The sequence below is a fragment of the Nocardia coffeae genome, assembly GCF_019890715.1.
Taxonomy (GTDB): Bacteria; Actinomycetota; Actinomycetes; order Mycobacteriales; family Mycobacteriaceae; genus Nocardia; species Nocardia jiangxiensis.
This window is the reverse complement of record NZ_JAINZY010000013.1, coordinates 218,791-240,184: the sequence shown is the minus strand read 5'-3', so window position 1 is coordinate 240,184 and position 21,394 is coordinate 218,791. Positions and strand designations below refer to the sequence as shown.

The following is a 21,394-nucleotide window of genomic DNA, read 5'->3' as shown; positions in this document are numbered from 1 at the left end:
CAACCCCCAGTTTTCAGCTCCCGCCTGGTGTACACCTGTCGATAACCGGACGTTCGGGTGTCATGATTGAGCGCATGGCTGCATCCAAGTCCAGACGTACCGGCCAGGTGGGGCGCCCCGGATACGATCTCGAATCACTACTCTCGGTCGCGGTGACCGTCTTCAACCAGCGCGGATACGACGGCACATCAATGGATCACCTGTCCCAGCGACTCGGCATCAGCAAGTCGTCGATCTACCACCACGTCTCGGGTAAGACCGAACTGCTCAGGCTCTGCATCGACCGCGCGCTCGACGCCCTGTTCGAGGTGACCAAGGAACCCGAAACAACCGAGGGCCCGGCCATCGACCGGCTCGAGCATCTGGTGCGACGCAGCGTGCACGTACTCGTCGAGCAATTGCCGTATGTGACCGTCCTGCTGCGCATCCGCGGCAACACCGCCGTGGAGCGGCGCGCGCTTGCCCGCAGGCGCGAACTCGACCACATCGTCGGCGATCTGGTCCGCGAAGCATCGAACGAGGGCAGCATGCGCCCCGACCTCGACCCGGACCTCACCGCCAGGCTGATCTTCGGCACGGTCAACTCACTGATCGAGTGGTATCGCCCCACTCGCACGGTCAGTGCTGACACTCTCGCCGACAACATCGTCGCGATGGCCTTCGACGGCCTGCGCGCCACTCCGCCCCAGCGCACCTGACAGCCGACCGAACCCGCCGAACTTCTCGCAGGTCTTGACGCGACCCCTCATCACCCCTCAGAGTGATTACCGAACGAATGGACGGTAGGAAAAGGGAGCGCACGGGCGATGACAGCGTTGTTGGCAAGCTATGTGAACGGGCGATGGGAAACGCCGCAGGACGAAGGCGCACCACTCCTCAATGCCTTCACCGGCGAAGAAGTAGGACGGTTCTCGACGGAGGGCGCCGATGTGGCAGCCGTCGTGTCCCATGCTCGTACGGTCGGCGGTCCAGCCCTGCGGGAACTCACATTTCACCAGCGTGCGGCGCTGCTGAAGCAACTCGGCAAGCTCCTCATGGGCGCCAAGGACGAGTTCTATCCGATCTCGTCGGCGACCGGCGCGACCAAGCGCGACTCGGCTGTCGACATCGACGGCGGCTTCGGCACCCTGCTCAGCTACGCGAGCAAGGGCACGCGTGAACTGCCCAACGACACCATCATTCTCGATGGGCCGACCGAACGGTTGGGCCGCAATGGAACCTTCGTCGGGCAGCACATCTACACCTCGCGCCCCGGTGTCGCCGTTCAGATCAACGCGTTCAACTTCCCCGTGTGGGGCATGCTCGAGAAACTCGCCCCGGCGTTTCTGGCGGGTGTTCCGACCATCGTCAAACCGGCTCACCAGACCGCGTACCTGACCGAAGCCATCTTCCGTCGCATCATCGACTCCGGACTGCTGCCCGAAGGCTCGGTGCAACTACTGTGCACCAGCCCCAAGGGCCTGCTCGACGCCCTCGACTACCGGGACCTGGTCGCCTTCACCGGATCGGCGGTGACCGCGTCCAGGCTGCGCTCGCACCCGAACGTCGTCGAGGGCGGTGTGCAGTTCAACGCCGAAGCCGATTCACTCAACTGCTCGATCCTCGGCCCCGACGCCACCCCGGACACACCGGAATTCGATCTCTTCGTCAAGCAGTTGGTGACCGAGATGACGGTGAAGGCCGGCCAGAAGTGCACCGCGATCCGGCGGGCGCTGGTCCCGGCTGACCTCGCGCACAACGTAGTCGAGGCAGCCTCCGAGCGGCTCGCCTCGATCGTGGTGGGCAACCCGGAAGCCGACAGCAGCGTGCGAATGGGCGCACTGGCCAGCCTGGCTCAGCGCGACGAGGTGCTCCGCTCGCTCAAAGCCCTCACCGACGAGGCCGAAGTCGTCATCGGCGACACCGACAACTTCACCGTCGCGGGCGGGGACCCGGCGCGGGGGGCGTTCCTCCCGCCGGTGTTGCTGTTCGCCGCGGATAACACCGCCGAGGCGCCGAACGAGGTCGAAGCCTTCGGCCCCGTCAGTACCGTCATCCCCTACGGCGACCTCTCCGAGGCCATCGATCTCGCCGCACGGGGCCGCGGCAGCCTCGTCGGTTCCCTGGTCACACACGATTCGGAGGTCGCTCGCCGCATCGTGCTCGGCGTCGCGCCGCACCACGGCCGCATCCTGGTGCTCGATCGTGATTGCGCCGCCGAATCCACCGGCCACGGCTCGCCGCTGCCCACCCTCGTACACGGCGGCCCCGGGCGCGCAGGCGGCGGTGAGGAACTCGGCGGCATCCGGAGCGTGCTGCACCACATGCAGCGCACAGCCGTCCAGGCATCGCCGGACATGATCACCCGAATCGGCGGGCAGTGGACCGCAGGCGCGTCACGCAACGAGTCCGAGGTCCACCCGTTCCGAAAGTCCTTGGCGGAACTGCAGATCGGTGACACCATCGTCGCCGGGCCGCGCGTCGTCACCCGGGCCGACATCGATCACTTTGCCGAGTTCACCGGCGACACCTTCTATGCCCACACGGACCCGGAGGCCGCGGCGGCCAACCCGCTGTTCGGCGGCATCGTGGCCCACGGCTATCTGGTCGTCTCGCTGGCAGCGGGACTCTTCGTCGAACCCAACCCGGGTCCGGTCCTGGCGAATTTCGGTGTCGACAACCTGCGGTTCCTCACCCCTGTCAAGGCAGAGGATTCGCTGACGGTGACCCTCACGGTCAAGCAGATCACCCCGCGACTGTCCGCCGACTACGGCGAAGTCCGATGGGATGCCGTCGTCACCAACCAGGACGACAAGCCGACCGCCACCTACGACGTCCTGACCCTCGTTGCCAAGCAGGCTACGGCCTCGAATTAGAAGGAGTACCATCATGTACCGAGTCGCTGTGTGTTATGGCGAGCCCACCGACCCAGCCGCGTTCGACGAGTACTACTCGAAGACACACACCCCGATTGCGCTGACCATCCCCGGCCTTGCTCGATTCACCGCAGGAAAGTGCGAAGCTCCTGGCGGAGCTCCCGCTCCCTATTACATGGTGGCCAACCTGTATTTCGACACCGAGGCTGATCTGCAGAAGGCACTCACTTCCCCGGAAATGGCCAAGGCCGGAAAAGACGTGGCCAACTTCGCCACCGGCGGCGCGACCATCTTCACACAAGAAGAGGAAGTAATCCTGGGCTGACCAACAGTCTCGCCCGCAAGGTGTGGCCTCCTGAATCCGATCACTGTCGGTTCAGGAGGCCACACGCAGTCATGAATCAGTCACGAGGCTGGATCTCGCGGCTATTGCCACGAAACTCGGCGATCACCGTATCACCACATCGAACAGTGACATCGTAAATACCGCTACGCCCACGCTTGGCCCGCTCGGTAGCCTCGGCGACCAGCTCATCACCAACCCGAGTGGGCGCCAAGAATGTGATAGACGCACCTGAAGCAACAGTAGTCCGTCCGTACCCGTTGCATGCAACCGCGAACGTTGTATCGGCCAACGCAAAAACGAACCCGCCATGCGTGATGGCATGACCGTTAACCATATCATCGGTTACCGTCATCGACACCGAAGCCGCGCCCGCCCTGCTCCACACCAACTGCATTCCGAGCCGAGCTGATGCGGGATCATCTTGAAACATTTTCCGAGCAAAATCTACGCCAATCGACTGTTCAGCAAGCGACAAGTCCATGGGTTGAATCATATCAATTATCGAAACGAATTACAGCAGTCGAGAACTGGATCGAACTAGAGGTGGACAGTCAACCATTATCATTTCAACCTAAGCAGGGGAGAATATTTTATCTTGACCCGCAACCCGTACCCGATCACTTCCCCCAACTCCACAGCCCGGCGCTGCCATCATAGTGAGGCGCAATCCACCGACAAACAACCCAGAAGGTCTCACCGAAGCCGTACCACGATCAACAGCCAGAAACTCCTCCATCGCCGCAGTCAATATGAAAGATGCTCAGCCGCAGCCGATTACGGCAGAAACACGCCGCCGCCAACATTGAAACCACCCCAGCAATTCCGTATATTAGATGTCATCGAACACAGGGTTCAGGCAAATCTGCCGCACTGAGGGGTTGGACAAGCTCGCCAGAGCTGCGGCAGCGGCTGGCTCACCAGCAGGAATTGATCGCCGCGGAGACGGCGCTCGCGGAGCGTATCCGCACGACCGTATCGGTGGCAGCTGATCGGGATACCGGATGCGACATATTGAAGCCCCTTCTGTAAATGCGTTAGCGGAGCTGGGTTGTGTCAGAGCACGAGATCCTGAGCGCCCCGGAACCCGGGTGGTGATCACGCTGCCGACGGTATGCCGAGTTCGGTGAGCAGGTCGCGGATGCGGTGTTCGATCTGGTCTCGGATCGGCCGGACTGCGTCGATGCCTCGTCCGGCGGGGTCGTCGAGTTTCCAGTCCAGATACTCTTTTCCGGGGAAGTAATGGCAGACGTCGCCGCAGCCCATGGTGATCACCACATCCGATTCCTGCACGGCCTCGGTGGTGAGGACCTTCGGAATCTCGGCGGACATGTCGATGCCGACCTCGGCCATCGCTTGCACCGCAACGGGATTCACCCGGTCGTCGGGGTCGGAACCGGCGGAGCGTACCTGGACGCGGTCGCCGACGAGGTGGGTGAGGTAAGCGGCGGCCATTTGGGAGCATCCGGCGTTGTGGGTGCACAGGAACAGCACGGTCGGGGTGCCGGTGAGGGTTTTGTCTTCGACTCTGGCCAGGGCGTGCAGGCGTTGGCGGACGAAGCGTGCGGCCAGCAGCGGCAGGAAGTCGTTTGGTCACGTAAACATCTTGTCGACGCACCGTGCCGAGGTCGCGTACTCGTCGCCTTCATCGGCCCGCCACGTTCAGCAGGATCTTGCCGCCACGGAGGAGATGTTGCACCGCGTCCTGGATGTGGTCGAGGGGGTACACGCCCGCCACGGGGACAACCAGGGCGCCGTCGGCCACCAGCGGTGCCGCCTCACGAATAACAGGCACCACCTTCTCGCGGTAGTCGAAGTCGCCGACGAAGAATCCGCGGACGGTGAGGTGCTTGCCGACCAGTGTCGAGGTATCGACCCACATGGGCTCGTCCCTGGCCCAGGAATAGCTGACCAACCATCCGCCGTCGGACAGCAATTCGAGCAGCCGCGCCACCCCTGGACCACCGACGGCTTCCACTGCCAGCGCCACTCGCGCGTCGCCGATCACTGCTCGAACATCGCCGACGGCATCGGGGTCGTCGACATGGACCACGTCGGCCCCGGCTGCTGTCAGCTCGGCGAATGTTGAGTCGTTCCGGGCCAGGTTGATCGTCTTCAGCCCACGAAGTTTGCCCAACGCGATCAATGACCGTCCCACACCGGAGTTCGCGGCGTTCTGAACCACCCAGTCACCGGGCTGCAGGGCGGTGCATTCGCTGAGCATCAACCCTGCCGCCGGGGGGTTGCTGCCCAGCATCGAGTACTGCTCGATGTCGCCGCCGGCGGGGAGTGCGAACAGGCCGTCGGCGGGCACGACGAGTCGCTCACGCCACGCACCGGCATACAGGGGTACCACGACCAGATCGCCGACTTGAAGTCCATCGACCTCGGCGCCGATGGCAAGCACGCGCGCGACCCCCTCTGCGCCTGGTATGTGGGGCAGGGGCGGGCGCGCCAGCATGCCGGTGACAACCAGTAGGTCGTGCTTGTTCAACGGCGAGAGCTCAACGCTCAACAGAACCTCATGCGGACCCGGTGGCGGCGGCTCCTCGATATCGACAACGCGTAGCACCTGCGCGGGGTCGCCGAACTGTTCGATCTCGATGGCGCGCATATTAATTCCTCTCCATCGAAGGTGGGGCCGCTGTGTGAGTGGCTGCCTACCGAGCTAGGAGGAAGTAACACCGGTGGACGCGTCAAACCAGGCGCGTTCACCTTCCTCGGAAAGTATATCCACCACCCACCGCACGAACATGGGGTGATCTCGCGGGCACTATCCCTGGTCAACCTGGCGCTCGTGCTCAGCCTCCACCGGCGAGCAGCGGCGCAAAAGGCCAGATAGGAGGCGATCCCACTCTAGAATCTGTTGCGTGGCGGCGTCCGGACTGCTGCCCCAGCGAGGATTCCGGGTGGGCGTGCGAGGTGAAGTACGACGGATGTGGCCGCGGCAACGTGGATGTGCCATATGGCTCTAGCGCGGTCGTCGTTTGGCTTGGTGGGGTGGGGTTCGGGTCGGCGTCGACCGTCGGTGCTGACCGAGGAGTGTGCATCGCCGAGAATCACGCCGCTGCAATAAAAACCGACGGCCAGTTCGAGACGACCTTGATGTCGTCGTGGACGATTCGACAGGAGCACACGATGTCCGTGCGCGAGGCCCGACGAATGACGATCGGCGAATTTCTGCTGCGCCGTCTGGCGGAGGCGGGGATCGGCCACTTGTTCGGTGTCCCTGGTGATTACAACCTCGAGTTGCTCCAACAACTCGAGGACCACAGCGCCATGCGATGGGTCGGCAATTGCAGCGAATTGAACGCGGCCTACGCCGCGGACGGTTATGCGCGGCTGAACGGTATGGGGGCGCTGCTGGTGACGAACGCCGTGGGTGCGATGAGTGCGATCAACGGGATTGCCGGCTGCTATGCCGAGCACGTTCCCGTGGTCTGTCTCTGCGGGTCGATTCCGCTGCGGTCCATCGACCGGGGCTTGGGGATGCACCACACGATGGCCGATGGAACCTGGGACCGCTTCCTGGGCGCCTTCGCGCAGGTTACCGCCGCGCAGGCCAGGCTGACCCCCTGCAATGCGGCGATCGAGATCGACAGGCTGATCCTCACCGCGTGGCGGGAGAAGCTGCCGGTGTACCTCGAGTTACCTTCCGACATCGCCTATCTCGATATCGAGGTTCCCGCCGAGGCGCTGGCACTCGAACAACCGCCCAGCGACCCCGAACGGCTGAGGTCGTGCATCACCGCAGTCTCGGATCGATTGTCCGCCGCCGCGGCACCGGCAATTCTGGTGGATCTGGACGCGGACCGATTCGGTGTCGCCGCCGAAGTCATGGAACTGGCCGAGAAGATGGACATGCCGGTCGCAGTGAGCAGCACGGCCAAGGCCGTGATCGACGAGACATTCCCGCAGTACGTCGGCGTCTACAACGGCAAGGCGAGTGCGCAGCAGACGATCGAGCATATGCAGGCCGCCGACTGCCTGCTGTGCATCGGCTACCGGCCGATCGAAGTGACCACGGGCGACTTCACGGTGTCGCTGCCCGCCGACACGATCCACCTGCGCGGGCACTCGGCCGACGTCGGCGACGCCAACTACCAGGCGGTGACACTCGCTGAAGTTCTCCGCGGCGTCATCGATGCCGTGCCCCAGGTCGCCGGTCGTGCGATACCTCGGCCTGCGGCAACCACCCCGCGCGCTCACGCCGACAGCTCCGCGAAGCTGACCCAGGCCGTGTACTGGCCGGCAATCCAGAACTACATCCGGCCCGAGGATGTGCTCCTGGTCGACAACGGCACGTCGTATGCCCTGTTCGGCATGCAACTCCCGCCGGGCTGCACCTTCGTCGGATCAGTGAACTGGGGCTCGATCGGCTACTCGGTCGCAGCCCTGCTCGGCACGTTGACCGCAGCACCGCACCGGCGCCACCTGCTGTTCGTCGGCGACGGCTCGTTCCAGCAAACCGCGCAGGAACTCTCCACGATCCTGCGACACGACCACATGCCGGTGATCTTCCTGATCAACAACGGGGGATACACCATCGAGCGCGGCTACCTCGGCAGAAGCGAGTCCTACAACAACATCGCCACCTGGGCCTACGCGGACCTGCCCCCGGTGCTGTGCCCCGACACCACGGCGCAATCGTTCGTCGCCAGGACTCCAGACGAGCTGCACAGGGCCCTGTCCGCGCCCAACGACAGGCTGATCTTCGTCGAATCGGTCATGGATCGCTTCGACTCCCCGGCCTCGGTCACTGCCAGCAGCAACAGAGGCGCCGAACTCGACTACGGTCCCCGCGGCCCACAACACAATGACGGCGCCCAGCTCCGGCCTGCGTGACACATCAACTACTCATCTCAGGGAGCGCACGATGTCCACGATCCACCTCACGCACACCACCACCTCGACGCCCGAGCAGTTCATCGCCGCCCTCACCGACTTCGGCCCGGGTCGGGCGCAGTTGTTCGGCAACAGCACCGACGAGTACCTCCAGGTACACGAGCAGGACTCCACGCACGCCGATGTCACCGAGGGCTCGCGCGGCATCTGGGAGCGCCTGCGCTACGACTGGTCCGACCCGCGCCACGTCGTCATGACGACCACCGACTCCAACCTGTGGGGCGGTGCGTCCGGGCACACCTACACACTCACACCGAGGCCCGATGGGACCACCGAAGTCGATGCCGTGGTGGTTCGCGACGGCAAGAACCTCAAGGGACATCTACTCGGGGCGGTGCTAGGCACCGTCGGGAAACGCGTGCTCGACAAAGAGCTCGTCAAGACCATCACGGCCATCGAAGCCCGCAATGCCGGCGGGCCATCGACCAACCCGGCGTAGGGGCTCCTATGACTCCAATGCCTGATGACACCCCTATCGTCGAGGAGTTATCCACACTCACTTCGTCCGTTGGGGTCGTCCGCTGGACCATGCCGGTCATCCCGACCGCCGCACCGCCGATGAATGGCTGATCATCCAGCGCGCCTACCACGCCGAGTGCTCCGCTCGCTCGGTCGAGCGCGCCCGCCGCTTCTACAGCGACCAGCCCGGTGTCGGGGCACGCCCATGCCCCCGCGTTGCCCGACGACGGCGAGTTCTACGCAGCGCTGGGGCCCTGATCCGGCTGGCGCCGCCGCAGTTGACGTTCACCGAGATTCCGATCAAGCATCTGCCGCTGCACAACCCGGATTACGACGCCGACTACCCGCCGGAGGGCCGGGCCCTCAAAGCGGCCATCACCTCGGTCGACGCCCTGTTGTTCGTGACGCCGGAATATAACCGGTCGATCCCGCGCGACCGCAGGCCGGTCGGGTGGGCCGTACTGGAATCCGAGGTGGCCGACGTCGTCGAGTTCCGATGCAGGGCCTGCCGGCCGGAAGACCCAGTCCGGGTTCGCAGCCCGCACCTGCGCGGCACGGAGCTCGAACTCCTTGCGGCCGTGGATGATTCGATCCGGCTCATGCCACACGACGTCGTCGGAGTAACTCGTGGCGGTCACTGCGGCCCGACGGTCGGCATCGGGCTCGTTGACGACCTCCAGCAGGTGGGTTCGCATGAGTTCGGCAGGGGTGCGTGTCATGCGAGTGCGTGCCGGATGGGCTCTGTGCTGCTAGACGACGCGTGCCGTCGGAGCGGGTCGCAGTTCCGGGAACCGCGTGTAGAGCTGTTCGATTTGTCGGCGCACCGCGGCCAACTCGGCGTCGATGCCCGGGGTGGGCGGTCCCGAGGGCGATTGCGTCGACTCCCGGCGGCGCAGCAGTGTGTGCGCATGCTGCCGCAGTTCGACCAGGAAGTTGCGAGCCTGGGCGAGATCGGGGTCCTCATGCATCGGTTCTCTAATCAGCAACGGTGACGCGTATCGGCGGTAGCGCACCTCGGCGCAGGAATTATTTCACGGGTTGTCAATCTGACGTTCCCGTTTCATTCACCGCCGCTGGTGGAACCGGGCATCGTGTGCGCGCAACGGCGATCGGTGCCGACCGTCGCCTTCGAGTGCTGTTTTCTCGGTGTGAGTCTCGGTGACCCGACGGGTCAGGTATCGCGGGGACGGAGCCATCGGACCAGCAGCCCTGCTGCTCCCGCACCGGCAAGTTGGGCAGGAATATAGAGCAGCGTGGCGGGCGCGAACAGGTTCATCGCGATCGCGCCCAGGACCACGGCCGGGTTGAAGACGCCACCGGAGAGACCGCCGACGGTGATCGCTCCCACTGCGACGGTGGACCCGATCGCCAGGCCGTTGTATGGGTTCGCAGACCCTGACCGACCGGCGGTGACGTTGAGTACCACGTAGGCCAGCGCGAAGGCGAACAGGAATTCCACCGCCACAGAATCCGCCAGCAGCCGGCCAGTGGGTGCGAGCTGATGCGGTGGGCTCGAGCCGAAGACCACCGGAACCACAAGTGCGGCAACCAGCCCGGCCATTACCTGCGTGAGCCAGTAGGCGCAGGCAGCGCCGGGCCGGATTCCGCCGCGGATGAGCACGGCCAAGGTGACCGCGGGATTGTAATGACCACCGGACACGCGCTCGCCCGCGCACACCATCACCATCAGCACGGCTCCGACGGCCAGGGGCGCGAGAACGGTTCCGCTGTGCGCGGTAGCGCCGACGACCAAGACCAGGAAGAACGTGCCGATCGCCTCGACAGTGAGTCTGCGAGCGGCGTCGAGTATCGGGTCCGCGCGGGGAATGTCGGCGCCGATCGTGTCGACGTTCGTCGTACCGGGCATGAGGCCCCACCTTTCCGAAACTGACAGGCTCGTAAAGGTCAACGGTAGGCAGATCTGTGCGACTCATCCTCAGAGCAATCTATGTATGCAGTTGCAACCTGGTTTCGACTGCACCCACCGGGTTACGTTCCCGTATCACCTCTGGCGATATACAAAACTCTTAGTACCGTAATTGGCAGAGGTGCCGAACCGGAGCGCAGAAGCCCGGCGCGATCCGAGCAACCGCAATCACCCGGCCGGAGCCGCCGACACAGCAGCGATCACCCCGGATCGCATCGGCATCCCGGAAAGAAAGGAAATGCGCATGGCGACAATCGGTTTCGTTGGCCTGGGGGCCATGGGAAGTCGTTTCGTGCGACGTCTGCTCGACGGCAACACCGTGTGCGGCACCAACCGCACACCTGCCAAAGCCGCCGGCCTGGTGGAACGCGGCATGATCTGGCGCGAGACACCGCGTCACGTCACTCGTCCGGTAGACGTTGTTTTCACCATGGTGTCCGATGACGCGGCCTTGCGCGCGGTCCACGAGGGCCCCGACGGCATCCTGGCCGGACTGCGCCACGGACAGATCGTCGTCGATATGAGCACGGTCGGCCCCGACACCGTGGCCGAGCTCGCCGACCGGGTCGAGTCCCGGGGCGCTCACATGGTCAGCGCGCCGGTATCGGGAAGTGTGCCCGCAGCCGCCGAGGGCAGCCTGGTCATCCTCGCGGGTGGGCCGTTCGGCGCGGTCACCGCGATCGAACCCCTGCTGTATCGGCTCGGCCGCCAGGTCGCCTACGTCGGAACCCGCACCCAGGCCCTGACCCTGAAGTTGGCGATGAACGTCGCTCTGGCCAACCAGGTCCTGGCCTTCAGCGAAGCGCTGATGCTGGCCGAGAAGGCGGGAATCGACCCCGAGCAGGCCGCATCGGTGATGACCGACAGCCCCATCGGATCACCCGCACTGCGGACACGCGCGCCGATGGCCCTACACCTGCCCCATCGTGCCTGGTTCGATCTGCGCGCCATGCGCAAGGACCTGCGTCTGGCAACCGAGGCCGCGGCCGGTCTCGGGATGCACATGGCCTGTGCCACAGCCGTTTCCAACGCCGTCGACCTCGCGGTGGACCACGGGTACGCGAACCGCGACCTGGCCGGGCTGTACGCCGCCCTGCACGGCCGGATCGCGACCGACGCCGACTACTCCGGGAGCCGGCCGTGAGCGAGGCCCCCACGACCGTGCGCCGCGGCCGCCCACGCAACGAGAAAGCCCGCGAGACGATCCTGGACGTGGCGATGGAGGCGTTGCTCGACCACGGCGTCGCCGCCATGAACATGGACACCGTGGCCGCAGCGGCCGGGGTCAGCAAGGCCACCATCTATCGCTGGTGGCCGAGCAAGGAAACGCTCGCCATGGACGCCCTGTACCGGAAATGGGAATCCGCGCCTGCCGCGCCCGACACCGGTTCGCTGCGCGATGATCTGCGAAACCTGTTGTGGCCGTGGACAGAACTGATCGCCCGACGCCCATACGGTCGCGTCATCGCCGGACTACTCGGGCAAGTGGTCACCGACCCGGAGTTCGCACTCACCTACCGCGCCCGCTTCCTCGAACAGCGTCGCGACCACGGACGGATGATCCTGCAGCAAGCCATCGCCCGCGGCGAGATACCCGCCCGCACACGCATCGAAACCGTCCTGGACATGCTCTACGGGCCCGTCTACCACCGGCTGATGCACGGCCACGCACCACTCGACCACACTTTCGTCGACGACATCGTCGACGTCGTCCTGGACGGCCTCCGCCCACGAACCAACCAGCACCCCCGTCACGAAACCACGAACCCGGAACGTCCCCAGGGGGACACACGATGACCGCAGCGTTGCCGCCGACCTCCCGTGCCGCGAACCGATCACCACCGTTTTCTCACATGGGCACACCGCCTCGAACACCGACTGAACCGACACGTCGATGACCTCGTCCTCGACGACAACCTGAATCGAAACATATTGGCCGACAACAATTTCTGATAGATCTAGGAGCACATCATGACAACCGTGCAATCCCCCGCCCGTTTCCGCGCCTCGACCAAGCTCACCGAGCACTTACAGCGCGTCCTGGCCGATCTGATCGCGTTGCACCTCAACGGCAAGCAGGCGCACTGGAACGTGGTCGGTCACAACTTCCGGGACCTGCATCTGCAACTCGACGAAATCGTCGACCTGGCACGCGAGTCCGGTGACACCATCGCCGAACGCATGCGCGCCCTGGACGCCGTGCCCGACGGCCGCCCGAGCACCGTGGCCGAAACGACCACGCTGCCGCTGCTGCCGCCCGGCGAACGGAGCACGTTCGACACCGTCGACGCGCTCACCGCACAATTACGCGGGGCTGCGGGGACCGTGCGCGAGGTCCACGACGACGTCGACGCCGAAGACCCCTCGACCGCTGATCTGCTGCATCAACTCATCGACGCGCTCGAAAAGCAGGCATGGATGCTCAGCTCGGAAAACCGCAGCGCGTGACCGGCGGCCCGGGCCGCTATCCGTTACCACGGCCGCCATCACACCGTCGTGAGCGGAGCCCTCGTGAGCGTCCGGGCGGCGGGTTACTCATGTACTCCGCCGCTTCGGTTCTTGCTCGAACGCAAACGTCCCCAACTGGCGAGGCAGAAAAGAGCGTGTGCAATGAACGATGACTTCGTACCTCAGACGGACAATTCTCGGCAGGTCTTCGATGTACTCGCCGAGATCGGCAAGCTGCCCGAGACATCCGAATCGATGCTGGCCGACAGATATTTCAGCGACTTTCCCGAGGCCAGCAGCCGGATTTTCCGGATCTACCGCACCCTTCCGCTGCATTACCACAACGACTGTGACGAGCACCTGTACGTGGTCAGCGGCGAGGGGGTATTCCGTCTCGCTGGTACCGAAAACCCGGCACGCCCGGGAATGTTCCTTCGCTTCGCACGGACACAGGTCCACGGATTCCCGGAGATCACCACACATCCCTTTGTCGTGCTGTCCGTCGATGTGCCACGGCGACGACCCGACGACATCGTGTTCGTCGACCCCACAGACGGTGACGCCCGCAGTTTCATGGCCCGAAACAATATGCAGTGACGCGACACCGACGAGGAAAACCGGAGCCCTACACCGTCATGGAAGCCGACGGCTTCCAGTGGTGGCAGCATTGAAGGGGTAGGGCTGGATTGTGGCCGCGCTGAATCGAATCCCGTTTGTCGAAAGGCGAGGTCGACGCGATGCACATCGAACCGTGTGAGATCTGGATCCAACTCGAGGAGCGCCGGGAAGATGACAACCATGCGGTCTCTCGTTGCCGACACGTTGGGCGAACCGTCCGAGGTCCTGCACCTGCGGGCCCGCCCGATTCCCGAGCCCGGTCCCGGCGAGGTCCGGATCCGGGTCGTGGCTGTACCCGTGCATGCCAGCGATCTGCACACCATCCGCGGCAGATACGGATTCACCCCGGAGTTCCCCGCCGTGCCCGGAATCGAATCCGTGGGTGTGATCGACGAACTCGGTAGCGGCACAGGTGGTTTGAGTATCGGGCAACGCGTCGTCACGATCGGAGTCACGGGCACGTGGCAGGAGTACATCGTCGCCGAGGCCGCGCGGGTCCTGCCTGTTCCCGCGGGCATGAGCGATTCCACGGCCGCCCAGATTCTCACCAATCCGCTCACCGCCGTGATCTTGACCGGTGCCGAGCTCGATGTTCGACCGGGTGAATGGCTCGTGCAGACCGCGGCCGGTTCGACCGTGGGCCAATTGGTCATCCAACTCGGAGCACACGTCGGCTTCAAGACCCTCAACGTGGTCCGCCGCCGGTCCGCGGTCGAGGAAATCCTCGCACTCGGCGGTACCGCGGTGATCTGTACGGCGGACGAGGACCTGCGCGAACGGGTAGCGGATATAGCCGGCCACAACGGGGTGTCCAAGGCGATCGACTGTGTCGGCGGTCAGGTGGGTGCGGACGTCTCGCGTGCGCTGGCGCCGCACGGGGAGTTGGTCGTCTACGGTGCGCTGTCCACGCACCGCCAAACCGATCCCGACAAACTCGTTGTCCCGGTCTTCGCACGCTCGCTGATCTACGAAACCAAGACCGTCCGGGGGTTCTGGCTGTTCCGCTGGATCACCGAGACCCCGAAGGATCGAATAGCCGCCGCGATCGACCGGACGCTTCAGCTCGCCGACAGCGGTGCGCTGCGCGTGCCTGAGGGCCAGCCGATCCCCCTCGAAATGTTCAGCGACGCCGTCTATTCGGCCGAAGCTCCCGAACACGGGGGCAAACCGCTGCTGGTATTCGAACAATAGGACGCAGACGCCGCTCTGCGACGAATAAGCGCGGCCCGGCCCAACCCTGAATCTCGCTCCTCGCTTCAGATCATGCGAGCGGGGACCAGGCGTGACGTCCGAAGTGAGTGTGGATAGCTCCTCGACGGTGAGATTGCCCTCGCATAGCGGTTGCTCTACAGAGACTGCTTTATCGTGATCCGTCGGGTTATGACCCAAGAGATGTCGCCGGAACACCTCCTGGGACACGTCGGGCAAGCGATGGACCTCGAGCAGTCCTACACCCGACAACACGCCCTAATACGGATCAACGGGATCGAAACGGCTTCGGATAGCCAAAACGCGCTTCAGTTGTCAGCGTTTCCCTACGAAAACCGCTGTTCAACGCCAGTCCCATCCTTACAGTGCCCCGCCGGGGGGCACGAACCTGCGACGACCGCTTTCAGCCTCGCGCCGAGCGCGGCACGATCGGCCAGCCGCAGTGCGGCCAGGCAGCAAGCTCACGCCACCCGTTTCCCGCGCGACCGGCGGCAGCGGCAGCATCGCCTGACGGTCCACGGTAATCCGATCGGGCGCCGCGCCTGCCGCACCCAAACACCCCGATAAGCCGCGCCAACAGCTGTACGACGTCGGGAAACGACGGGAATCCCGCTGCCACTTTGAGTGCCACTTTGCGGCCCAAACCGTGGGAATCCATGGGAAACAGCGAGGATCAACCAGACACGACGGGAACCATAACACCAGGTCAACACGGGTAGACCCCCAAATCACGCCAGGTCACACGCGATCATTGGGGGTCTACGAGATGATGAAGAAGGGCTGAGCTAGGACTGGGCATTTCCCCTGTTCAACCGCGTGTAACCGGTTGAACAGTGCCACTTTGGGTGCCACATTGAGCACTGTCGGGTGTTGTGGAGAGCCTCGAGTCCTCCTTCATCATCTCGTAGAGGAGCTCGAGGCAGCTGTCCGTATCGCCGTGTACACGCCACCGCGCTTCCCGAAGACATCCAGTTCTGCGGCGCAAACAGCTTGTCGCAGTTCACGCATCCGCGGATCATGAACAGCTCGTCCGCGACCGCGGTGCGGTACCGACACCGGGCCTGCACTGAAGGCAGGTTGCAGACATGCACGGCGCGGGCATCAGGCGCGGCTGTGCAGACGGATGAACGACGCTGCCTCATCGAGGGCCTGACGGGCTTCGGGGATGGAAAAGTTGGGCCAGACGTGCACCATGCCTGGGTAGGGCCGGTGATCGACCGACGGGTTGACGGCCTTCAACCGGAGTGCGTCGGAGTGCACGAATTCGCGGTCCCCGCTGAAGATCATGGTCGGAGGCAGATCGGCGTGTGAGGCGAACAACGCGCTGACCCGCGGGTCGTCGGGCGGAAGTCCTTTGAGCCACCGGTGCTCGACTTCTTTCAGCAAGTTCAGCGACAACATGGGGTCGCGACGTGCGAGGGCTATCTGCCCGGGGTCGGTGCCGGTGAGGTCGAGCGCCGGCGAGAAGAGGAGGAGCGCCTTGGGCTGCGGAAGTCCCCCATCGCGCAGCGCCTGTGCGAGCAGCAGTGTCAGGGAGGCGCCCGCGGAGTCGCCGAAGACGATGATGTTCTCCGCACCGTGAGCCTCGGCAAGGGCTAGGTAGTGCTGCTTGATCGCCGTGGTCGTCTCCTGCCAATCCGCCTCCGGGCCGAGCGGATAGATCGGAGCCACCACCTCGGCGTCGACGCGTTCGAGCAGGCCGATCGGGATATTCCACTGGATCGTCTGGAGATCCATGATGCAGGCGCCGCCATGTAGAAAGAGCAGTCGCAGTGGAGTTTCCGGAGCGCCCTTGCGTCTGGCGCGAAACGTGCGCAGTCCCTCCTCAACGCCCTCCCGGAAGTCGAGTTTGGCCAGAGCCCGGCGCGACGGGCGCTTCGGTCCCGCCGCGCGATCTTTTTCGAGCATCCGCGCGAAGAAGGCCGGATCACCCAAATCGATCGGCGCCAGCTTGATCGCGTAATACAGGGCCACGCCCGGCAATTTCCGCAATCGGAACGAAGAAAATTTGGACAACATCGGATTCGTTGTCATTCTGACACCTTTGGTCCTTCAGTAACGCTCGACGTTTCGACACCGGACTTCCGCGCGTGTATGCCGTGACAAACCGCACCGGACGGTTGTGTACACACACTGTGGCGCGGTGGCATAATCCAGCGTGGATCGACAACCCCCGAGATCTCTACACTCCCCGACGGTTCATTTCCGTCCGTATTTTCCGTCGATAGTCATTCCGCGCGACTGGGCCATCGCGAAGGCGTCATGCGTATCGATGACAGGCGCCACCGATTCGATCGTATGCACGCCCGGGAAGTCCTTATAGGTTTCGACGTCCAGCTGACGTTCCATGAATTTTGCGTAATTGGAGTCCGTGTAGAGCCGCTCGGCCGAGATAAGTTTCGTCTCGGGATCGAAAGTCATCACCACCAGGTACAACCCTTTGAGGCGACCCCCCTCGGGCGTGTTCCACGATACCCACGCCTCGCGGACCAGCGAGTTCGAGCCTCCCGCATGTACCCGCTTCTCGGCTGCGATATTCCATTGCTGAGCGCCGGGAAGCATCCGCCGGTAGTGCTCGCGAATTGCCTCGTGCCCGATTGCCACCAATCCGTCACTGGGAAACTCCCAACGGCCGTCCGGCGAGACAGTTGCCATAGTCGCCTCGATATCCATCTCCAACTCCGCCTTCTCGTGAGCGAGGAGGATGTTTTCCATTTGCTCAAATGTCAGTTCATGCATTTTCGAATCCTGTTCTCGAAAACCGAAGACGATAATTCGAGGGCATGTGCCCTGTCAGGTCGGGAAAGATTCGTTCGGCTCGAACCTTCCAGTCTTGATAGACCGATCTATCGGAGAATAGAAGGGTGGCACAGCTTTGTCAACGTCCCGTCCGCCATACGACATTCGCGGTCGGCATACTCGGAGATCAATGCACAATCGGCTGGCATATCGGCCCTTTTGTGCCACATTTGGCGGGTAACGCCATGCGGGTTGGAATGTGATGATTTCCGGTTGCTGCCACGGCAGTCGAGCGCAGTCCCGGAACGCGATCGTCATCGGGCTGAATTTCGAACCGATTCGATACCGAACTCGAATCCCACGCGTATCATCGGCGAATAGAACACCGCGTGAGATTCGCACGGAAATCCACTCGATCACCCAGGTATGGAGGCACGAACTCGTGGGCAGACTGTCCCCGGACGTGAGCGACGCCCTCGAAGTTGTCAGGTATTTCGACGCGCTCATCGTCAGCAGGGTCGGCCTCGATGCGTTGTTGCGCGGGGCGGCGGTTCTGTCCAGGACGGTGGCGGGGGCATCACGAAACGGGCGTATCTCACGGTTCGACCCAGCAGGTCGCAGCGTTGTCGGCGACAGCCGGGGGGCACGAAGACCGGAGCGACTTTGCGCCGGTGGGAGCGTGTGGTTCGAACGCGACGACACGCCTCACGTCAACGACGAGCTGATCCTCGAGCGGCTGGCTCTCGCGGTCGAACTCATCGATACATGGAACACCGGGGCGGCCGGGCTTGCCCTCATCATCGACCAGGCGCGATCGGTCGACGAACGCGCGCCCGGGCTGGTAAGGCTGCACCTCGATCCGAGCACCCGGATCAGGCTCATCGCCACCGAAATGGGTACAGCGCCGACGGGCATCTCGGCGGCCGTTCCTACTCGGTACGGGATCCTCCAGGCGAGCCTGGACATGACCGGCCACATCACCCCTCCCCGACCCGCCGGCCTGGGGAAATGGGTGCGTGCCGACCAAGCTCCGGAATCGTGGGAAGGAGCGGTCATCGCACATCGACTGACCAACTCGTCGACGCCCGTCGTCGACGCCACCGACCTCGGAGCGATGATCATTCTGGCCCGCGCCCACGATCCGGCCGCACCGCATGAAGACGTGACAGCGCTTGCGCGTCTGGATGACCGATCGGCGGAAATCCTTCGGGTGCTCTCCGATTCGTCCAGTCTCCGCAGCGCCGCGGTCGAGCTCGCGATGCACCACTCGACATTGCAGGACAAGCACGCCAGTTTGACCCGGCTCCTCGGCTACGACCTGCGAACGACCGCCGGTCGCATGCGATACATCGCCGCAGAATTCCTCCGCCGCCTCGGCGACTACTGAAGCCGCTGCGCATGGGTTGCGGATCGCGTACCGGTCACCTGCCACACGACGAGGCGTTGGTGAGCGCACCGGCTACCCGCAGAATCGGTCGAGCCGTTTCCAACGATCTCAGACCAAAGCATGGTGGTCGTGGTCGTCGGCGGAAGCCGGGCGGCCGAGCATCGTCGCCGCGGCCGAGCACCAGTAGTCGAGCAGTAGCGCATCCCCGTGGCCTCGGCGAATCGGGGCACTGAACGCCAGACCGCGGGCAACCTCGACCGTCAACATCGAGACCTTCGGATAGTCCGGGTGGGCGGCGAGCTCCGTGCCGAACAATTCGACCAATTGCTCGCGCAATCGACGGCCGATGTGTTCCACGACCGCTCACCAACTGATGCGTACGAACCTCGCCGCGATTTACATACTATATATTATGCTTTGAATCTACGAGGAGGTCACGCATGCAGGTTCGAGGTGCGGTAATTCGCAAGGCGCCCGGAGAGCTCGAAGTCATCGATATGGAGCTGAACGATCCATATCCGGACGAGGTGCAGGTCAAACTGGTGGCGTCGGGGCTGTGCCATTCCGACGATCATCACGCGAAGGGCGATCTGCCCGTCGGCACGTATCCGTTCGCGCTGGGGCACGAGGGCGCCGGAATCGTCACGAAAGTTGGCCCGAACAGCAAAGGCATCGCCGAAGGTGACCACGTGGTGTTCTCGGCGATCCCGTCGTGCGGTCATTGCCGGTGGTGTTCATCGGGGATGTCGAGCCTGTGTGATCTGGGAGCGGGCATTCTGGCCGGTCCGCGGTGGACCGACGGCAGCTATCGGCTGCACACCACAGCCGGCGAGCCGGTCGGGCAGATGTGCGGGATCTCGACATTCGTCGAGACCACCACCGTCTCTCTCGATTCGGTCGTCAAGATCGATGAGGACATCCCGCTGGACAAGGCATGTTTGGTGGGGTGCAGCGTGAGCACGGGCTGGGGCTCGGCCGTCAACTCCGCCGACGTCCAGCCGGGGGACACAGTCATCGTGATGGGCATCGGCGGCATCGGGGTCAACGCGCTGCAGGGCGCGAAATTCGGTGGCGCCGAACACATCATCGCCGTGGATCCGAACCCCTTCAAGCGGGAACAGGGGCCGGTGTTCGGTGCCACCCACGCGGTGGAGACGATCGAGGAGGCCGCCGAGCTGGCTCGGCAGTTCACCAACGGACAGGGCGCGGACTCGGCGATCATCACAGTCGGAGTAGTCCGGTCCGAACATGTGGGCCAGGCTTTTTCCGCGATCCGCAAGGCCGGGACCGTGGTCGTCACCGCGGTCGGAAGTCACGACACCGTCGGTGCGCCGATCCCCCTGTTCGATCTCACGCTCTCCCAGAAGCGACTGCAGGGCGCACTGTTCGGGGCGACGAACGGGAACTGGGACATCAAACGTCTGCTGTCGCTCTACAAATCCGGTCAGCTCGAACTCGACGAGATGATCACTCGGACCTATCCCCTCGACGACATCGCCCAAGGCTATCGAGATCTCCACGAAGGCAAGAACATTCGCGGCGTCATCAGCTACGACTGATCGCCTGGAACAACAGCCGCGAGCACCACCACCACGATGCGCCGACCGGAAATGTGCTGGGTTCGGTTCCCGGCCGGTGCACACTCGAGGAGACAACATGGGCATCAACACCATTCGCCGGGTGTGGGCGCTGGACGCCCCCAGCCTGACCGTCGACTGCGGCATACTCCTGTTGGGAACCGGTGGCATCGACGAGACCATTCCCTCTCCCGCGTTTCTGATCGAACACGACGAGGGACTGTTGCTGTTCGACACCGGTCTGGCCAGCGATGGGGCCGGCGACCCGGCAGCCGCTTACGGCGAGATGGCGTCGGCGTTTCGGATCGAATTCCCGGAGGCATACCGGCTCGACCGGCAGATCGAGTCCCTGGGATACAAGACCATCGATGTCAAGCGAATCGTGCTGTCACACATGCATTTCGACCACACGGGCGGGCTCGACCTGTTTCCACACGCCCAAGGGTTCATCGGCGCGGGTGAGCTGCGTTACGCCCGCACCCCCAGCAACCTCGACGCCGCGTTCTTCCGGGAAGCCGACATCACCGCCGCGGCGAGGATCGACTGGAGCGAAGTCCCGGCCGGATACGACCACGACCTGTTCGGCGACGGCAGCGTTGTGCTGCTGTCGTTGCACGGTCACACCCCGGGCACCATCGGATTGAAGCTGCGTCTTCCCGACGACAGCACCCTCATCCTCACCAGCGACGCAGCGCACAAAAAGGCCAGCATCGCGCAGACAACCGGGATGCCTTTCGACGTCGACCGCCTCAACAAGGTCAGTTCACTGCAGAAGATCAAACTGCTCACTACCCAACCGGGCACCACGGTGTGGATCAGCCATGATCCCGAAGACTGGGCGCAACTGCGTGCCTCAGGTATGGAAATCACCAGTGCGGACGGGTTGCGCCCGCACAACCCAACGCCCGAACTCGCCCGATAGGCCAT

The 21,394-nt window shown here is 64.0% G+C and carries 20 protein-coding genes and 1 pseudogene; 14 read left to right on the top strand and 7 right to left on the bottom strand.

Translation table 11 applies throughout. From position 1 onward, the window contains the following. Window positions 1–74: 74 nt before the first annotated feature. From K7711_RS36260 to K7711_RS36250, 3 genes are all read left to right on the top strand, one after another. The gene (locus K7711_RS36260; protein ID WP_222975458.1) at window positions 75–698 is read left to right on the top strand and encodes a TetR/AcrR family transcriptional regulator; all 624 of its coding nucleotides are present in this window, start codon (window positions 75–77) and stop codon (window positions 696–698) included. Window positions 699–806: 108 nt separating this feature from the next. Continuing rightward, window positions 807–2,855, top strand: coding sequence for a phenylacetic acid degradation bifunctional protein PaaZ (gene paaZ, locus K7711_RS36255; protein WP_222975455.1), 2,049 nt, complete (start codon window positions 807–809; stop codon window positions 2,853–2,855). A gap of 13 nt (window positions 2,856–2,868) precedes the next feature. Then, a complete protein-coding gene (locus K7711_RS36250) occupies window positions 2,869–3,180 on the top strand; it encodes an EthD family reductase (protein WP_222975453.1) in 312 nt (103 codons plus the stop codon). Between the two features lie 76 nt (window positions 3,181–3,256). Here K7711_RS36250 and paaI read toward each other — a convergent pair whose 3' ends face one another. From paaI to K7711_RS36235, 3 genes and pseudogenes are all read right to left on the bottom strand, one after another. After that, window positions 3,257–3,682, bottom strand: coding sequence for a hydroxyphenylacetyl-CoA thioesterase PaaI (gene paaI, locus K7711_RS36245; protein WP_235748301.1), 426 nt, complete (start codon window positions 3,680–3,682; stop codon window positions 3,257–3,259). Between the two features lie 614 nt (window positions 3,683–4,296). Further along, window positions 4,297–4,785: pseudogene (locus K7711_RS36240) on the bottom strand (arsenate reductase ArsC); the annotation flags it as partial. Window positions 4,786–4,843: 58 nt separating this feature from the next. Continuing rightward, the gene (locus K7711_RS36235) at window positions 4,844–5,812 is read right to left on the bottom strand and encodes a zinc-dependent alcohol dehydrogenase family protein (protein WP_222975451.1); all 969 of its coding nucleotides are present in this window, start codon (window positions 5,810–5,812) and stop codon (window positions 4,844–4,846) included. Window positions 5,813–6,336: 524 nt separating this feature from the next. Between K7711_RS36235 and K7711_RS36230 the strand changes: the two genes are divergently transcribed. The 3 genes from K7711_RS36230 (at window position 6,337) to K7711_RS36220 (ending at window position 9,554) form a co-directional block, all read left to right on the top strand. Continuing rightward, window positions 6,337–8,043 carry an alpha-keto acid decarboxylase family protein gene (locus K7711_RS36230; RefSeq protein WP_222975450.1) on the top strand — a complete coding sequence of 569 codons (1,707 nt, stop codon included), beginning with the start codon at window positions 6,337–6,339 and terminating at the stop codon, window positions 8,041–8,043. 31 nt (window positions 8,044–8,074) lie between these two features. Then, complete coding sequence (locus tag K7711_RS36225; RefSeq protein WP_222975448.1) at window positions 8,075–8,542, top strand: hypothetical protein; 468 nt, start codon at window positions 8,075–8,077, stop codon at window positions 8,540–8,542. A 298-nt stretch (window positions 8,543–8,840) separates the two neighbouring features. After that, window positions 8,841–9,554, top strand: a complete 714-nt coding sequence (locus K7711_RS36220; protein WP_235748299.1) for an NADPH-dependent FMN reductase — start codon at window positions 8,841–8,843, stop codon at window positions 9,552–9,554. Between the two features lie 179 nt (window positions 9,555–9,733). On the opposite strand, the gene K7711_RS36215 is transcribed toward K7711_RS36220, so the two are convergent. Further along, window positions 9,734–10,429: an aquaporin gene (locus tag K7711_RS36215; protein WP_222975446.1), complete on the bottom strand. Its 696-nt coding sequence runs from the start codon at window positions 10,427–10,429 to the stop codon at window positions 9,734–9,736. 304 nt (window positions 10,430–10,733) lie between these two features. Between K7711_RS36215 and K7711_RS36210 the strand changes: the two genes are divergently transcribed. The 5 genes from K7711_RS36210 to K7711_RS36190 all read left to right on the top strand — a co-directional run bounded on the left by K7711_RS36210 (window position 10,734) and on the right by K7711_RS36190 (window position 14,746). Further along, a complete protein-coding gene (locus tag K7711_RS36210) occupies window positions 10,734–11,633 on the top strand; it encodes an NAD(P)-dependent oxidoreductase (RefSeq protein ID WP_222975444.1) in 900 nt (299 codons plus the stop codon). Next, entirely contained in the window at window positions 11,630–12,286 is a 657-nt protein-coding gene (locus K7711_RS36205; RefSeq protein ID WP_222975442.1) for a TetR/AcrR family transcriptional regulator, read from the top strand. The genes K7711_RS36210 and K7711_RS36205 overlap by 4 nt, the downstream gene beginning before the upstream one ends. 174 nt (window positions 12,287–12,460) lie before the next feature. After that, window positions 12,461–12,937: a Dps family protein gene (locus K7711_RS36200; RefSeq protein WP_222975440.1), complete on the top strand. Its 477-nt coding sequence runs from the start codon at window positions 12,461–12,463 to the stop codon at window positions 12,935–12,937. Window positions 12,938–13,099: 162 nt separating this feature from the next. Beyond that, the gene (locus K7711_RS36195; protein WP_222975438.1) at window positions 13,100–13,534 is read left to right on the top strand and encodes a cupin domain-containing protein; all 435 of its coding nucleotides are present in this window, start codon (window positions 13,100–13,102) and stop codon (window positions 13,532–13,534) included. Window positions 13,535–13,726: 192 nt separating this feature from the next. After that, window positions 13,727–14,746, top strand: a complete 1,020-nt coding sequence (locus K7711_RS36190) for a zinc-dependent alcohol dehydrogenase family protein (RefSeq protein WP_222975436.1) — start codon at window positions 13,727–13,729, stop codon at window positions 14,744–14,746. A 1,119-nt stretch (window positions 14,747–15,865) separates the two neighbouring features. On the opposite strand, the gene K7711_RS36185 is transcribed toward K7711_RS36190, so the two are convergent. Together K7711_RS36185 and K7711_RS36180 are read right to left on the bottom strand one after the other, a co-directional pair. Next, window positions 15,866–16,798: an alpha/beta hydrolase fold domain-containing protein gene (locus K7711_RS36185; RefSeq protein WP_222975435.1), complete on the bottom strand. Its 933-nt coding sequence runs from the start codon at window positions 16,796–16,798 to the stop codon at window positions 15,866–15,868. Between the two features lie 165 nt (window positions 16,799–16,963). After that, entirely contained in the window at window positions 16,964–17,503 is a 540-nt protein-coding gene (locus K7711_RS36180) for a nuclear transport factor 2 family protein (RefSeq protein WP_222975433.1), read from the bottom strand. Window positions 17,504–17,966: 463 nt separating this feature from the next. On the opposite strand from K7711_RS36180, the gene K7711_RS36175 reads away from it, so the two are divergent. Beyond that, the gene (locus K7711_RS36175; protein WP_222975431.1) at window positions 17,967–18,890 is read left to right on the top strand and encodes a hypothetical protein; all 924 of its coding nucleotides are present in this window, start codon (window positions 17,967–17,969) and stop codon (window positions 18,888–18,890) included. A gap of 108 nt (window positions 18,891–18,998) precedes the next feature. Here K7711_RS36175 and K7711_RS36170 read toward each other — a convergent pair whose 3' ends face one another. Continuing rightward, complete coding sequence (locus tag K7711_RS36170; RefSeq protein ID WP_222975429.1) at window positions 18,999–19,247, bottom strand: hypothetical protein; 249 nt, start codon at window positions 19,245–19,247, stop codon at window positions 18,999–19,001. Between the two features lie 83 nt (window positions 19,248–19,330). On the opposite strand from K7711_RS36170, the gene K7711_RS36165 reads away from it, so the two are divergent. After that, on the top strand, window positions 19,331–20,449 hold the full coding sequence (locus K7711_RS36165; protein ID WP_222975426.1) for an NDMA-dependent alcohol dehydrogenase: 1,119 nt from the start codon (window positions 19,331–19,333) through the stop codon (window positions 20,447–20,449). A 97-nt stretch (window positions 20,450–20,546) separates the two neighbouring features. Then, window positions 20,547–21,389, top strand: a complete 843-nt coding sequence (locus tag K7711_RS36160) for an N-acyl homoserine lactonase family protein (RefSeq protein WP_222975424.1) — start codon at window positions 20,547–20,549, stop codon at window positions 21,387–21,389. The last annotated feature ends 5 nt before the right edge of the window (window positions 21,390–21,394 follow it).

What these genes read in the sequence shown, in the direction of transcription:
- K7711_RS36190 (WP_222975436.1), top strand. Translation starts at nt 13,727, where the DNA reads ATGACAACCATGCGGTCTCTCGTTGCCGACACGTTGGGCGAACCGTCC.
- K7711_RS36230 (WP_222975450.1), top strand. Translation starts at nt 6,337, where the DNA reads ATGTCCGTGCGCGAGGCCCGACGAATGACGATCGGCGAATTTCTGCTG.
- K7711_RS36210 (WP_222975444.1), top strand. Translation starts at nt 10,734, where the DNA reads ATGGCGACAATCGGTTTCGTTGGCCTGGGGGCCATGGGAAGTCGTTTC.
- K7711_RS36260 (WP_222975458.1), top strand. Translation starts at nt 75, where the DNA reads ATGGCTGCATCCAAGTCCAGACGTACCGGCCAGGTGGGGCGCCCCGGA.
- K7711_RS36225 (WP_222975448.1), top strand. Translation starts at nt 8,075, where the DNA reads ATGTCCACGATCCACCTCACGCACACCACCACCTCGACGCCCGAGCAG.
- paaI (WP_235748301.1), bottom strand. Translation starts at nt 3,682, where the DNA reads ATGGACTTGTCGCTTGCTGAACAGTCGATTGGCGTAGATTTTGCTCGG.
- K7711_RS36185 (WP_222975435.1), bottom strand. Translation starts at nt 16,798, where the DNA reads ATGACAACGAATCCGATGTTGTCCAAATTTTCTTCGTTCCGATTGCGG.
- K7711_RS36215 (WP_222975446.1), bottom strand. Translation starts at nt 10,429, where the DNA reads ATGCCCGGTACGACGAACGTCGACACGATCGGCGCCGACATTCCCCGC.
- K7711_RS36160 (WP_222975424.1), top strand. Translation starts at nt 20,547, where the DNA reads ATGGGCATCAACACCATTCGCCGGGTGTGGGCGCTGGACGCCCCCAGC.
- K7711_RS36180 (WP_222975433.1), bottom strand. Translation starts at nt 17,503, where the DNA reads ATGCATGAACTGACATTTGAGCAAATGGAAAACATCCTCCTCGCTCAC.
- K7711_RS36250 (WP_222975453.1), top strand. Translation starts at nt 2,869, where the DNA reads ATGTACCGAGTCGCTGTGTGTTATGGCGAGCCCACCGACCCAGCCGCG.
- K7711_RS36235 (WP_222975451.1), bottom strand. Translation starts at nt 5,812, where the DNA reads ATGCGCGCCATCGAGATCGAACAGTTCGGCGACCCCGCGCAGGTGCTA.
- K7711_RS36195 (WP_222975438.1), top strand. Translation starts at nt 13,100, where the DNA reads ATGAACGATGACTTCGTACCTCAGACGGACAATTCTCGGCAGGTCTTC.
- K7711_RS36200 (WP_222975440.1), top strand. Translation starts at nt 12,461, where the DNA reads ATGACAACCGTGCAATCCCCCGCCCGTTTCCGCGCCTCGACCAAGCTC.
- K7711_RS36165 (WP_222975426.1), top strand. Translation starts at nt 19,331, where the DNA reads ATGCAGGTTCGAGGTGCGGTAATTCGCAAGGCGCCCGGAGAGCTCGAA.
- paaZ (WP_222975455.1), top strand. Translation starts at nt 807, where the DNA reads ATGACAGCGTTGTTGGCAAGCTATGTGAACGGGCGATGGGAAACGCCG.